The organism is Micromonospora sp. NBS 11-29 (assembly GCF_002140155.1).
Taxonomy (GTDB): Bacteria; Actinomycetota; Actinomycetes; order Mycobacteriales; family Micromonosporaceae; genus Micromonospora.
Window position 1 is genome coordinate 1 of sequence record NZ_NAPR01000004.1, and the last position, 13,770, is coordinate 13,770.

Below are 13,770 nucleotides of genomic sequence, written 5' to 3' on the forward strand. Positions count from 1 at the left end.
CCCGACCCCGCGCCACCGACAACCGCGCCAACACCAACACCCCCACACCCTCGGAGAAGTTGGTCCCGTCGGCCGCGGCCGCGAACGCCTTGCAGCGACCGTCCGGCGCCAACCCACGCTGCCGCGCGAACTCCACGAACACGCTGGGCCCGGACATCACGGTCGCGCCACCCGCGATCGCGAGATCGCACTCGCCGTTGCGCAGCGACTGCTCCGCCAGGTGGATCGACACCAGCGACGACGAGCACGCCGTGTCCAGGGTCACCGCGGGACCGAGCAGCCCCAGCTCGTACGCGATGCGACCGGACGCCACGCTGGTGGTGCCGCCGGTGAGGACGAAGCCCTCCAGGTCCTCGGGGGTCTCGCCCGCACGCGGCATGTACTCCTGCGGGATCACGCCGACGAAGACGCCGGTCGAGCTGCCGCGCAGCGACGTGGGGTCGATGCGGGCGTTCTCCAGCGCCTCCCAGGATGCCTCCAGCAGCACCCGCTGCTGCGGGTCCATCGCGGTCGCCTCGCGCGGCGAGATCCCGAAGAACTCGGCGTCGAACGAGCCGGCGTCGTCCAGGAAGCCGCCCTTCGTGACGTACGTCGTGCCGGGCGTGGTCGGGTCCGGATCGGACAGTCGGTCGAGATCCCAGCCACGGTCGGCGGGGAAGTCGGTGAGGGCTTCCCGGCCGTCGCGTACCAACTCCCACAGTTCCTCGGGAGTGTCGACGCCGCCGGGGAACCGGCAGGCCATGCCGACGATGGCGATCGGCTCCCGGGCAGCCGCCTCGGCGTCGCGCAGCTCCTGCTGTGCACGCTGCAGGTCGCTCGTGACCCGCCGCAGATAGTCTCGAAGCTTCTGCTCGTTGGACATCCCGGGCAGCACCCTTCCGTTCGGACAGCCGAGGTCACGCGGTGTCGAGTTCGCTGTCGATGAAGTCGAAAAGCTCGTCGTCGGAGGCCACGGAGAGATCCCGCGGCCCACTCGTCTCGCCAGGTCCGGTCAGCGCGCGCAGCGCCTCCTGAAGCCGCTTGGCCAACAACCCGCGGTCGTTCTCGTCGAGGTCCGTCACCGCCAGCCGGTCGAGTTCCGTCAGGAGGGAGTTCACGGTCGTCTCCTCGGCGGGCACGAGCGTCTCGTCCAGGAAGGCGGCGAGCTCGACGGGCGTGGGGTGGTCGAACACGACCGTCGGGGGCAGCCGCAGCCCGGTGAGGTTGCCGAGGCGGTTGCGCAGCTCCACAGCCGTGAGCGAGTCCAAGCCGAGCAGCTTGAACGCGCTGTCCGCGTCGACCGCGGCGGCCGTGCTGTGCCCGAGGACGACCGCGGTGGACTCCCGGACCAGCTCCAGCAGTTCCTCACGGCGACGGCGGGCGGGCAGTTCGACGAGGCGGTCCGCCAGGCTGCCGGCGGCCACCTGCTCCACCGCCCGGCGACGCACCACCACGCCCGGGTCCAGGGCCGACAGGATGTCCGGCACCGGCCGGCCGCCGGCCCGCAGCCGGGACATGTCGAGGGGTACGGCCAGCGACACCGGACGGTGCAGATCCAGCGCGGCGTCGAACAGCGCCAGACCCTGTTCGTCGGTGATCGCTCCCAGCCCCATGCCGGCCAACCGGTCCCGGTCGGCGTCGCTCAGATGGCCCGTCATGGCGCTCCGGTGCGCCCACAGGCCCCAGGCGATCGACGTGGCCGGCAGGCCCAGCCCCGCGCGGTATTCGGCGAGCCCGTCGAGGAAGGCGTTGGCTGCCGCGTACCCGCCCTGGCCCGCGTTGCCGAGCAGTCCCGCCGCCGAGGAGAAGAGCACGAACATGCCGAGGTCGTGATCCTGGGTCAACTCGTGCAGGTACCACGCCGAGCGGGCCTTCGCCCGCAGCACGGCATCGAGATCCGCGCGCGTCAGCGCCTCCAGCACGCCGTCGGAGAGCGCCCCGGCCGCGTGCACCACCCCGGTCAGCCGTCGCACGGGGCGGACCAGCTCCGCCAGGGCCGTCCGATCCGTGACGTCGCACGCCACCACGGAGACGTGGTCGGCGCCGGCCGCCTGCAGATCCGCGACCAGCTCCTCCACGCCCTCGGCCGCCGGGCCGCTCCGACTGGTCAACAGCAGCCGCCGTACGCCGTGGCGGGCGACCAGGTGACGGGCCACCTGCCCGCCGAGGACCCCGGTGCCCCCGGTGACCAGCACCGTGCCGTCCGGGTCGAGCGGCGCGGGCAGGGTCAGGACGATCTTGCCGACGTGGCGTGCCTGGCTGAGGTACCGGAACGCCTCCGGCGCACGGTGGACGCTGAAAGCGGTGAGCGGGGAGGGCCGCAGGGCGCCCTCGTCGAAGAGGACCCGGATCTCCTCCAGCATCTCGCCGATGCGGTCGAATCCGGCCTCCATCACGTCGAACGCCTGGTATCGCACACCCGAATGGCGGCGCGCGATCTCCTCCGCGTCGCGGATGTCGGTCTTGCCCATTTCCACGAACCGCCCGCCGCGCGGCAGCAGGGCCAGCGACTCCTCGACGTGCTCGTGTGCCAGCGCGTTGAGCACCACGTCCACGCCCCGGCCGCCGGTGACGGCGAGGAACGCCTCGGCGTAGCCCAGACTGCGGGAGTCGGCCAGGTGGTCGTCGTCGAAGCCCCACGCGTGCAGCACCTCACGCTTGCCGGCGCTGGCGGTGGCGAACACCTCGGCGCCCCAGTGCCGGGCCAGTTGCAGGGCCGCGAAGCCCACCCCGCCGGTCGCGGCGTGCAGCAGCAGCGACTCGCCCGCCTGGAGCCCGCCCAGGTCGGCAAGGCCGTAGTACGCCGTCAGGTACACGACCGGAACGCCGGCGGCCTGCCCGAAGGACAGGCGCTTGGGCATCGGCACGACCAGCCGGTGATCGGAAACCGTGACCGAGCCCAGGCCACCGGTGAACAGACCCATCACCCGCTCGCCCGGCACCAGGCCGGTGACCTCGGAGCCGACCTCCAGCACGATCCCGGCGCCCTCGCCCAGCGACGACCACTGGTCCTGCGCCACCATGCCGAGTTCGAGCAGCACCGCCTTGAAGTTCANTCCGGGCAGGGGGTGAGCGACAGCCCGTCCAGGTCACCCCGGTAGGTCAGGGACAGCCTCCAGGGCTCGCCGGTCGGGGCGGACAGAGCCGGGGAGGCGGACGCCCGGACGAGCCGGGGCACGGCGGCCCGGCCGTCACGCAGGACCAGCTCCGGGTGCTCGCTGGCCACCGCGGCGGGCAGCGCCCGCGCCGTGTGCGGGTGATCGTCGAGGTCGATGTGGCGGATCCGTCCGGGATGTTCGGTACGCGCGGTGCGCAGCAGCCCGGTCACGGCGCGGTGGGCGAGTTCGTCCCGTCGCGTGAGCACCACCAGCGTGGTGCCGGCGCGGTCCTCCTTGGTCAACCACCCCCGGACGACCTCCAGGGTCCGGTCCACGACGTCCACCAGGTCGCCGGCGGGACACGTCCACAGCGCGGCCGTCGCCGCTGCCGCGGTCACGGTGCGCTCCCGACCGTCCGCGTCGAGGGTGATCCACGTCGACTCGGCGGGCACCGGCGGCAGTTCCACCGGCAGCAGGTCCAGCCCGAACAGCGCCGATCTGTCCACGCGCGCCTGCCCGAGCGCGTCGGCCTCGACCGGCCGCAGGGCCAGTCGTCCCACCGAGACCACCGCGTGCCCGGCCTCGTCGGTGACGAGCAGGCTGAACCCGTCCGGCCCGGCCGGGGACATCCGCACCCGGACCCGCCGGGCGTCGGTGGCGTGCAGGTGCACGTCGGTCCAGCTGAACGGGATGCGGACGCCGTCCACCCCGGCCAACGCGGCCACATGCAGCGACGCGTCCAGCAGTGCGGGGTGCAGGCCGAAGCCGGCGACGTCTAGCGCGTCGGGCAGCTCCACCGACGCGTAGAGCACGTCGCCGTCCTGCCAGGCCGCGCGTACGCCGCGGAAGGCGGGACCGTAGGCGTACCCCTGCTCGGAGAGGGATTCGTAGAAGCCCGCGACCGAGACGGCGGCTGCACCCGGCGGCGGCCAGGCGGTGAGATCGCCGGGTGCGGCGAGGCCGACGTCGGTCAGCGAGCCGACGGCGTGCCGGGTCCAGTCGTCGCGGCCGCTGGGGCTGGTGTGCACGCTCAACGACCGGCCGTCGTCGGTCAACGGGCCGATCAGCACCTGGAGGTCGAGATCGGCGTCGAGCAGGATGGGCTCGGACAGGGTGAGTTCGGTCAGGTTGCCGCAGCCGACCTGGTCGCCGGCATACAGGGCGAGGTCGACCAGGGCCGCCCCGGGCAACAGCACCGTGTCGCCGAGCGCGTGGTCCGCCAGCCACGGCGTGGCGGACCGGGACAACCGGCCGGTCAGGACGAGCGTCCCGGCGTCGGCCGGCCGCAGCGTCGCGCCGAGCAGCGGGTGGTCGGCCGGACGGAGACCGAGCGAGGCGGCGTCGCCGGACGCGGTGGGCTCCTCCAGCCAGTAGCGTCGGCGCTGAAACGGGTAGGTGGGCAGCTCCGTGGCGACGGGCGCGACGTGCCAGTCGACGTCGACGCCGTGCACGTACGCCTCGGCCAACTGTGCCCGGAAGCGGGCCGGACCACCGTCGTCGCGGCGCAGCGACCCCAGCACGACCGCGTCGGCCACCTCGGCCTCCTCGATCGTCTCGCCGATCGCAGCGGTCAGCACGGGATGCGCGCTGACCTCGACGAACACCCGGTGCCCGGCGTCGAGCAGGGCGCGGGTGCCGGCGGCGAAGCCGACCGGACGGCGCAGGTTGCGGTACCAGTACTCGGCGTCGAGCTCCGGACCGGCCACCACCTCGCCGGTGACGGTCGAGTGGAACGGGATCCGTGCCGGCTGCGGCGTGACGTTGGCCAACGCGGCCATCAGATCGTCGCGGATGGCCTCGACGGGCGCCGAGTGGGAGGCGTAGTCCACCGGGATGACCCGCGCCCGGATCCCGTCGGCCTCGCATGCGGCGACGAGTTCGGCCACCTCGGCGGGCGTGCCGGCGACGACCGTGCTGCCGGGACCGTTGACGGCGGCGATCTCCACCGCGTCGGCGTACCGCTCGATCCGGAGCGCCACGTCGGCCGCGGGAAGCTGGACCGACGCCATGCCACCGGTGCCGGCGAGCCGGAGGATGGCCTTGCTGCGCAGGGCGACGACCGCGGCGGAGTCCTCCAGGGACAGCGCGCCGGCGACGTGGGCCGCGGCGATCTCGCCCTGGGAGTGACCGATCACCGCGTCGGGGGTCACGCCGTGATGGCGCCACAGCGCGGCGATCGAGATCATGACCGCCCACAGGGCAGGCTGGACCACGTCGACCCGGTCGAGCGGCCCGGCGAGTTCGTCGAGCAGGTTCCAGTCGACGTGCGGGGCGAGTGCCTCGGCGCACCGGTCGAGTTGGTCGCGGAAGACCTCCGACTCGCGGTACAGCTCCAGGGCCATCCCGGACCACTGCGAGCCCTGGCCGGGGAAGACGAGCACCGTCTTGCCCCGCGGCCGGGCGACGCCGAGCACCACGTCCGGCGCGGGCCGTTCCTCGGCGACGGCCAGCAGGCCGGCGCGCGGGTCTTCGCCGGTCACGGCCGCGCGGTGGCTCAGCCGCGGCGCCCGGGTGGCCAGGGCGGCGGCCACGGGTGCGTCGGGGTGGGCGGTCAGGTGCGCGTGCAGCTGACGTGCCCGGGCCGCGAGCGCGGCCGGCGAGGCGGCGGAGAGCAGCACCGGCACCTTGGCCGGGCCCGGTTCGGCGACGGGTTCCGGATCCGGATCCGGCGACTGTTCGAGGATGAGGTGGGCGTTGGTGCCGCTGATCCCGAAGGCCGACACGGCGGCCCGGCGCGGGCGACCGGAATCGGGCCAGGCTCGCGCCTCGGTCAGCAGTTCCACCGCGCCGGACGTCCAGTCGACCGCCGGTGACGGTTCGTCGACGTGCAGGGTGCGCGGCAGCACGCGGTGGCGCAACGCCTGCACCATCTTGATGATGCCCCCGACCCCGGCCGCGGCCTGGGTGTGGCCGATGTTGGACTTCAGCGAGCCGAGCCACAGGGGTTGGCCCTCGGGGCGCTCCCGGCCGTAGGTCGCCAGCAACGCCTGCGCCTCGATCGGGTCGCCGAGCCGGGTGCCGGTGCCGTGCGCGTCCACCACGTCGACGTCGGCCGGGGTGAGGCCGGCGTCGGCCAGGGCGCGGCGGATGACCCGCTGCTGGGACGGCCCGTTGGGCGCGGTCAGCCCGTTCGAGGCGCCGTCGGAGTTGACCGCGCTCCCCCGGATGACGGCGAGCACCCGGTGGCCGTGCCGGTGGGCGTCGGAAAGCCGTTCCAGCACCAGCATGCCGGCGCCCTCGGACCACCCGGTGCCGTCGGCCGCGGCCGAGAACGCCTTGCACCGGCCGTCCGCGGCGAGCCCGCGCTGACGCGAGAACTCCACGAACGTGTCGAGGGTGGGCATGACCGCGGCCCCGCCGGCCAGCGCCAGCGAGCACTCCCCGCTGCGCAGGGCGCGAGCCGCCAGGTGCATCGTGACCAGGGAGGACGAGCAGGCCGTGTCGACCGTCATCGTCGGGCCCTCCAAGCCGAGCAGGTAGGCCACCCGACCGGAGGCGACGCTGGCCGCGCTGCCCGTCCCGCCGAAGCCGTCGCCGCCCTGCCCGGACTCCTCCGCGCCCAGCCCGTAGCGCTGCCCGCCGTGGCCCATCAGCCCGACGAACACCCCGGTGTCGCTGCCGCGCAGCGACTGCGGGTCCAGGCCGGTGCGCTCCAGCGACTCCCACGCGGTCTCCAGCAACAGCCGCTGCTGCGGGTCCATCGCCAGCGCCTCGCGCGGTGAGATGCCGAAGAACTCGGCGTCGAAGTCGGCGGCGTCGTACAGGAAGCCGCCGCCGCGGGCGTAGAAGCTGCCCGGCACACCGGGATCCGGGTCGTAGCGGCCGTCGACGTCCCAGCCGCGATCGTCCGGGAACGGGCCGATCGCGTCACGGCCCTCGGCCACCAGGTCCCACAACTCGTCAGGGGAGCCGACACCGCCGGGGAAGCGACACGCCATCCCGACGATCGCGATCGGCTCGCCGGCCGCCCGCTCCAACTCCTGCAGACGCTCGCGCGTGTCCTGCAACTCCCTCACGGCCTGCTTGAGGTAGCTCCGCAGTCTCTCCTCGTTCTCCATCGTCTCGTCACTCCTCCGGCCGAGGACTCAGCCCGGGCCAGTTAACCGTGCGGAGGCGGTGGGCGGTCGGGTCCATGACTCCCGAACCGGAAGGCGATTCTGGTCCCTGGTACCAACCGGCGACCATCGCGTCAACTGGCGGCATGGAGAACCCCCTGCCATTCGGGCAGCAGCGCCACGGCGGCGGGGGGATCGACCGGCGTCGTTTCCGTCGTCGACCGGGCGGCGTGCCCCGGGCCCGCGCTGCGGCCCGGGCGTCCACGGGCACGATCCGGTCGGCCGGCGGCAACCGCCACCGGCGGCTCGGACCTCGGTGGGTCCAGCAGGTCCCCGACAAGTCTCAGCACCGTGTCGTCCGCCAACCGCAGGGCGTCGGCGAAGACCACGACCGGGCGGTTTTCGCGCTCCGCCGCGTCCGTCGCGACGGACGGTTCGAGACGACCGGAGGGTACGGCCGCCGCGGCTCGCGCCCGCCNAACCCAGCACCAGCACCAGATGGGGCCGACCCTGCCCGCCGACGCGCTCCAACAGGTCGTCCAGGGGGCCCGGAGCGGTCTCGGGGGCCTCGGGTTCCGCCGGGTCGTCGTCGACCCGTCCGCGGACACTCCACTGGGGACGCAGGCCGCCCTTGCGGCCGTAACGGATGGTGCGGTCGGTGAGGGTCCTGGTGCGGTCGCACACGACGATCTCGGTGTCCTCGGCGATGCCGAGCAGAGACTCGCAGTGCACGAGCACCGTGCCGCCGACCGGCAGCGGTTCCAGGACCGCCCGCTGGGGACGGGCCGGCACGACGTCCGTCGACACGGCCACCCGCAGGCCGGGTCGATCGCTGTCGCCGGGGTCGGAGCAGATCCGCCGGCGTAACGCCATCGCGGCGCGCACCGCGCGGCCGGCGGCCCCCTCGGCGCCCTCCCCCTGATCGGCCGCCGGCCGGAACAGGGCCAGGGTGACCGAGCCGGTGGCGCCGACCACCGCACCGCCGGACCGTTCCACCTCTTCGCGTACGACGGCGGCGGTGTGCTCCATGACCGCACCCACCTCGGCGGCTCGGTCGCCGTGCGGGAAGTCGGCCCGGATCAGCACCGCGCTGACCTCGCCGAGCCCACCGTCGGCGATCGGCGGGGGAACCAGCCTCGCCGGTCCGGCGGGAGCGGTCAGGGCCGGATCGTGCACGAGGATCGCGTGGTGCAGCAACTGCAACTCGCGGCCGGGTTCCAGCCCGAACTCCCCGGCGAGTCGGTGCCGCACCCGGCGGTAGGTGGCCAGCGCGTCGACCTGGCGTCCGCTGCGGTACAGCGCGACCATCAGGTGATGGCAGGCCCGCTCGCGCAGCGGCTCGGCCTCGACCATGGCCTCCAGCCCCGGCAGCACCGCCTGCGGGCGTCCGTTGGCCAGCTCCGCCTCGTAGTAGTCCTCCATGGCGTCGAGCTGGGCGTTCTGGAGGGCGGTCAACTCGGGCCAGGAGTGGCCGCCCTCCACCACGTCGGCGAGGGCCCGCCCACGCCACAGCGCCAGCGCCTCGCGCAGGGTCGCGGCAGCCGCGGCAGGCCGACCGGCCATCAGCTCCGCCCGGCCGGCCTGGGCCAGGCGGCGGAAGCGGTACAGGTCGACCTGTTCCGGATCGATCTGGAGCTGGTAGCCCTGCACGCAGGTCAGCAGGACCGGGGCCCGGGTGCCGTCGTGGGCGTGCTCGGCGAACAGGACACGCAGCGAGCGGATCGCGTTCTGCAGGATCTTGCGTGCGGTCGCCGGTGCCTTGTCGGCTCCCCACAGGCCGTCGAGGAGGGTGCTGGTGGAGACCTCCTGGTTGGCGTGCAGCAGCAACAGACCGAGCGTCGCCCGGCACCGGTCGCCGCCGATGGCGACCGTCTTCTCACCGTCTGTCAGTCGCAATGGACCAAGCATCAGGATTCGCATGAGACCCCCCCGGTCATCGATCGATTTCAGCTGAGCTGTGCGAACAGGCCGCGGCCTACCGCCAGAGCACCTCCGGGCCGCCGAGGCCGTCGGCGTTCGGTTCGGGGGCGAGGACGCGTACCGTCGTCGGCGGGTCCTGGCGGACGGGCTCCAGGTGGAGGGACTCGGTCCCCTCGGGCGGCGTGATCGCCGCGAGACAGTCGCACTCGGCGGCCGCGAACCCCGCGAACCGGTAGGCGACCTCCATCATCCGGTTGCGCTCGGTGCGCTTGAAGTCGGCGACGAGGTGTACGCCGGCCCGCGCGGCCACGTCGGTCAGCCAGCGCAGGAGCACCGCGCCGGCGCCGAAGGAGACGACGCGGCAGGAGGTCGCCAGCAGCTTGATCCGCCAGGCCGCCGGGAACTTCTCGATCAGCATGACGCCCACCGCACCGTGCGGGCCGAACCGGTCCGACATCGAGACGACCAGCACCTCGTGGTCCTCGTCGGTCAGCAGGGCGCGCAACGCGGAGTCCGAGTAGTGCACGCCGGTGGCGTTCATCTGGCTGGTCCGCAGGGTCAACTCCTCGACCCGGGTGATCTCCTCGTCCCGGGCCTTGCCGATCCGCATCTCCAGGTCGAGCGAGCGCAGGAACGTCTCGTCGGCGCCCTGGAACTGCTCACGTTCCCGGTCGCGTTCGAACCCGGCCTGGTACATCTGACGCCGCCGCCGCGCGTCGACCGTCACCACCGGCGGGCTGAACTCCGGCAGGTCGAGGAGCGAGGTGACCTGCTCGGCCGGGTAGCAACGGACGTCCGGGTGGTGGAACTGGACCTCGGCCCGCTCCGTCGGCAGGTCGTCGATGAAGGCGATCGTCTTCAGGGAGAAGTTCAGCCGATCGGCGATGGCCTTCACCGACGTCGACTTCGGACCCCAGTTGATGTGCGGCAGGACGAAGTACTCGGCGAGGCCGAGCGCTTCGAGGCGTGCCCACGCCTCGTCATGGTCGTTACGACTCGAAACGGCCTGGAGTACGCCGCGCGCGTCGAGTTCCATGATCACTTTGCGGACGCTGTCGTCGACCTCGACGTGACCGTCCTCGGTCAGCGTGCCCGTCCACAGGGTGTTGTCGAGGTCCCAGATCAGGNCAGTCGACCGTCGAGACGACGTGGCTCGAGAGCATGAGCTGACACATCTCGTTGCTGCCCTCGATGACTTCCATCAACTTCGCGTCGCGGAAGGCCCGCTCCACCACATGACCGCCGTTCGCACCGGCGGACGCGAGCACCTGTAGCGCCGAAGCCGCGCCGCGCGCCGCGTTGCCGGCGGCGACGTGCTTGGCCAGCACCGCCGCGGGCACCTGCTCCGGCGATCCGCTGTCCCACTCCTGGCTGGCCCGCTCACATGCGAAGGTCGCGGTGCGTTCCGCCGCGTAGAGCTCGGCGAGGTGTCGGGCGACGAGCTGGTGCTGCGCCAGAGGCTTGCCGAACTGTTCGCGGGTGCGGGCGTGCCGGGCGACCGCGGTGAGGCAGGCGCGCAGCATGCCGACGCTTCCCCAGGCCACCGAGAGCCGCCCGTAGGTCAGCGCGATGGTGGTCAGCATGACGACCGGCTGGCCGGCGACCGCGAGCAGGGCGCTCGCGGGCAGCCGGACGTCGTCGAGCACCACGGTGGCGTGCCCGGCCGCGCGGCAGCCGAGCGGTTCGGCCACCCGCGTCACCGTGACGCCGGGTGCCGTCGCCGGAACCACCGCCACGGCACCGCCGCCCTGGTAACGGCCGAAGACGACGATCAGGTCGGCGTACGCGGCCACCGTGATCCACGTCTTGGTGCCGCTGACGACGATGTCGTCGCCGTCGCGGCGGATCTCCGTGGCCATCGCGGCCAGGTCACTGCCGGCGCCCGGTTCGCTGAACGCCACCGCGGCCAGTTCCCGGCCGGTGAGCCGGCCGAGATACTCCTCCCGCTGCGCCTTGTCACCGAAGCGCCGGATGGTCCATGCGNNCTTGGCGCCGAGGCCGCGTAGGACGCCGTCCGGGATCTCGCCCGTGACGTCCCACTCGGCCGCGGCGTCCCCGACCGTCTCGGTGACCAGAGCGGTCAGCTCGTCAAGCACCTTCGCCGCCGCTGCCGCGCAGCCGGGTCACCAGCGCGCTCATCCGACGCAGGGTGCGGAAGTTGTCCAGCGCCAGGTCCGAGCCCTCCACCGCGACGTCGAAGGTGCTCTCCACGAACACCACCAGCTCCATCGCGAACAGTGAGGACACCGCGCCGGACGCGAACAGGTCCACCTCCGGCTCCCAGCTCTTCTTGGTTCTCGCCTCCAGGAACTCACCGATGCGCTGCTCGATGTCGGTGGCTGTCAGTTCGGCGGTCGAGTCGGTCATGAGGGGCCCCTTTCTCAGTGCGACGTATTCCGAGGGATCGTCGGGTCCGGAGCGGACCCGCCGATCTTGCGGAGCAACGTGATCCCGTCCGCCATGACGAGCAGGGAGAGTTCCACCCGTTCGTCGGTGAGCAGGGCGGCGTTCAGGGCGCGGATGGCTTCGGTGTCGGGATCCTTCGCCTCCGGGTCCACGACCCGGCCGAAGTAGAGCGAGTTGTCGAGCACGATGAGGCCGCCGGGCCGCACCAGGGTCAGCGCCGCCTCGTAGTAGCGCGCGTAACCGGTCTTGTCGGCGTCGACGAAGACCAGGTCGAAGCTCTCCGGCCCACTCTCGGCGAGCAGGTCGGCCATGGTCTGCGCGCCGTCCCCGAGCCGCAGGTCGATCCGGTCGGACACCCCGGCGCGCTCCCAGTACCGCCGGGCGATCCGGGTCCAGCGCTCGTTGATGTCGCAGGTGATGATCCGGCCGTCGGACGGCAACGCGCGGGCCATGCACAGCGTGCTGTAGCCGGTGAACGTGCCGATCTCCAACACCCGCCTGGCCCCGGTCAGCCCGACCAGCAGGGCGAGCAGTTGGCCTTCCTCCGGCATGGTGACCATGGCGCTGAGCGCCGGCATGAACGCGGTCTCGGCGACCAGGTCGCGCAGGATCTCGTCGTCGCGCAGGGACACCGACCGCACGTAGTCGAGCAGCCGGTCGCTCACCTCCACCTGGCCGGCCATCAGAGCACCCCGTATTCGTAGAAGCCGCGGCCGGTCTTGCGGCCGTGGTCGCCCTCGGCGACCTTGCGCAGGAGCAGCGGGCTCGGGCGGAAGCTGTCGTCGCCGGTGCGCTCGTGCAGCACCACCAGGGAGTCGACGAGGTTGTCGATGCCGATCAGGTCGGCGGTGCGCAACGGGCCGGTCGGGTGACCGAGGCAGCCCTCCATCAGCGCGTCGACGTCCTCCACCGAGGCCCGACCTTCCTCGACGACGTTGGCCGCGTCGTTGATCATGCGGTGCAGCACCCGGCTGGTGACGAAGCCGGGGCCGTCGCCGACGACGATGCCCTTGCGGCCGAGCGCGGCCAGCAGCGACGCGACCGAGGCCATCGCGCGGTCACCCGTGCGCGGTCCGCGGACCACTTCGAGCGTGCCGATCAGGTACGGCGGGTTCATGAAGTGGATGCCGACCAGGTCCTCGGGGGAAGGGACCTGGCCGGCAAGCTCGTCCACCGGGATGGAGGAGGTGTTGGTGACCCGCAACGTCCCGGGCCGGACCACCGAGGCGATCTCCTGGTGCACCTTGGCCTTCAGGTCGGCGAGCTCGGTGATCGCCTCGATCACCGCCGTGGCGTCCGCCGCGGCCGTGACCGACTCGGCGAGGTCGAGCCGACCGGCGGCGACGTCGCGCGGCAGGGCGCCCATCATCTGCGCGAGCCGCAGCTCCTTGCGCAACCGCGCCGGCGCCGTGCTCAGCCGCTCCTGGTCCACGTCCACCAGCACCACCGGCACGCCACGGCCGATGGCCAGGGTGGCGATGCCGAGCCCCATCGTGCCCGCGCCGAGCACGGCGAGCTGCTGGGCGCCGCTGTCCCCGGTCATCGCGCGACGACGTTTGTCGGGACGGAAGGGGTGCGCAGGGTGCCGCCCGGGCCGGCCGACATGACGAACTCGATCATCAGCGCCTCAGCTTTCCATTTCGGGTGGTTATCGATGGCACGCTCCACGAGGGAATGCGTGCGACACGTCCAAACGGAAAAAGGCCCGCCATCCGAGGCGGCACCTGTCGTGACGTTGACTGAAAATCCATCCCCCGTGACGCTTCACCAATTAGCCGGAGCTCGCTACCGCGTCGGTGAAGTGGCGAACAACGTCCGCCACCGCACCGTGGCAACGGTCCCGAGTATTCAACAGGGGGCCGCCAGACCTCCACCCCGGCACCCGCTCATGAAGTTGCACTTCCACTTGAGGAGCGCAGCCACCAGCGCTCGACTCGTCTGCGGAAAATCTCGGACAACGCTGAGCCGAGTGGGGCGGCCGGTGTACCGGACCGCCGTGTCACGTCATTGCCTGAACCGGTTAAATCAGCATTACACCACGTCGTACTACAGGTGGATGGCCAGCCACCCGCCGAACTCAACCGACGTTCTCGGCTTTTTGCGGCCCGGCGGGCGACTTGGTCGGATCGTTCGTGAATGGTACGCCCGATCCCGCATTGCCGCACGTCCATCCGGCCGCACCAACGGCGCGATCCGGCCGGTGAACTGCCACTTCACGGCGTCCCCAGAGCTGCGGAGATCGTTGATCTACAGATCGACATGGGGTAATGAGGGCCGAAACCGTCAGATCCACGGTCGACCCGGCCGCGCTC

The 13,770-nt window shown here is 72.3% G+C and carries 10 protein-coding genes; all 10 read right to left on the reverse strand.

Going from position 1 to position 13,770, the window contains the following annotated elements:
- On the reverse strand, positions 1 to 874 hold an 874-nt coding region (locus B1205_RS04025; RefSeq protein WP_441338440.1), incomplete at its 3' end, for a beta-ketoacyl synthase N-terminal-like domain-containing protein.
- 22 nt (positions 875 to 896) lie between these two features.
- On the reverse strand, positions 897 to 3,020 hold the full coding sequence (locus B1205_RS30200) for a type I polyketide synthase (protein WP_217809752.1): 2,124 nt from the start codon (positions 3,018 to 3,020) through the stop codon (positions 897 to 899).
- Between the two features lie 11 nt (positions 3,021 to 3,031).
- Entirely contained in the window at positions 3,032 to 7,093 is a 4,062-nt protein-coding gene (locus tag B1205_RS04030; protein ID WP_441338447.1) for a type I polyketide synthase, read from the reverse strand.
- Positions 7,094 to 7,162: 69 nt separating this feature from the next.
- On the reverse strand, positions 7,163 to 9,052 hold the full coding sequence (locus B1205_RS04035) for an AfsR/SARP family transcriptional regulator (RefSeq protein WP_089154405.1): 1,890 nt from the start codon (positions 9,050 to 9,052) through the stop codon (positions 7,163 to 7,165).
- 55 nt (positions 9,053 to 9,107) lie between these two features.
- A complete protein-coding gene (locus tag B1205_RS04040) occupies positions 9,108 to 10,154 on the reverse strand; it encodes an HAD-IIIC family phosphatase (protein WP_254909779.1) in 1,047 nt (348 codons plus the stop codon).
- Positions 10,042 to 11,148, reverse strand: a complete 1,107-nt coding sequence (locus B1205_RS04045) for an acyl-CoA dehydrogenase (RefSeq protein WP_254909710.1) — start codon at positions 11,146 to 11,148, stop codon at positions 10,042 to 10,044. Before B1205_RS04045 ends, B1205_RS04040 begins: the two co-directional genes overlap by 113 nt.
- Positions 11,141 to 11,419 (reverse strand): acyl carrier protein, encoded by a 279-nt coding sequence (locus B1205_RS04050; protein ID WP_089154407.1) that lies wholly within the window; start codon positions 11,417 to 11,419, stop codon positions 11,141 to 11,143. Before B1205_RS04050 ends, B1205_RS04045 begins: the two co-directional genes overlap by 8 nt.
- Before the next feature lie 14 nt (positions 11,420 to 11,433).
- Entirely contained in the window at positions 11,434 to 12,141 is a 708-nt protein-coding gene (locus B1205_RS04055) for an O-methyltransferase (protein ID WP_089154408.1), read from the reverse strand.
- The gene (locus B1205_RS04060; protein ID WP_089154409.1) at positions 12,141 to 13,001 is read right to left on the reverse strand and encodes a 3-hydroxyacyl-CoA dehydrogenase family protein; all 861 of its coding nucleotides are present in this window, start codon (positions 12,999 to 13,001) and stop codon (positions 12,141 to 12,143) included. Before B1205_RS04060 ends, B1205_RS04055 begins: the two co-directional genes overlap by 1 nt.
- Positions 12,998 to 13,126: a hypothetical protein gene (locus B1205_RS30855; RefSeq protein ID WP_254909711.1), complete on the reverse strand. Its 129-nt coding sequence runs from the start codon at positions 13,124 to 13,126 to the stop codon at positions 12,998 to 13,000. The genes B1205_RS04060 and B1205_RS30855 overlap by 4 nt, the downstream gene beginning before the upstream one ends.
- Positions 13,127 to 13,770 lie beyond the last annotated feature (644 nt).

Excerpts from the sequence above, each read along its gene's own strand:
- B1205_RS04050 (WP_089154407.1), bottom strand. The coding sequence starts at position 11,419 with ATGACCGACTCGACCGCCGAACTGACAGCCACCGACATCGAGCAGCGC.
- B1205_RS04055 (WP_089154408.1), bottom strand. The coding sequence starts at position 12,141 with ATGGCCGGCCAGGTGGAGGTGAGCGACCGGCTGCTCGACTACGTGCGG.
- B1205_RS04060 (WP_089154409.1), bottom strand. The coding sequence starts at position 13,001 with ATGACCGGGGACAGCGGCGCCCAGCAGCTCGCCGTGCTCGGCGCGGGC.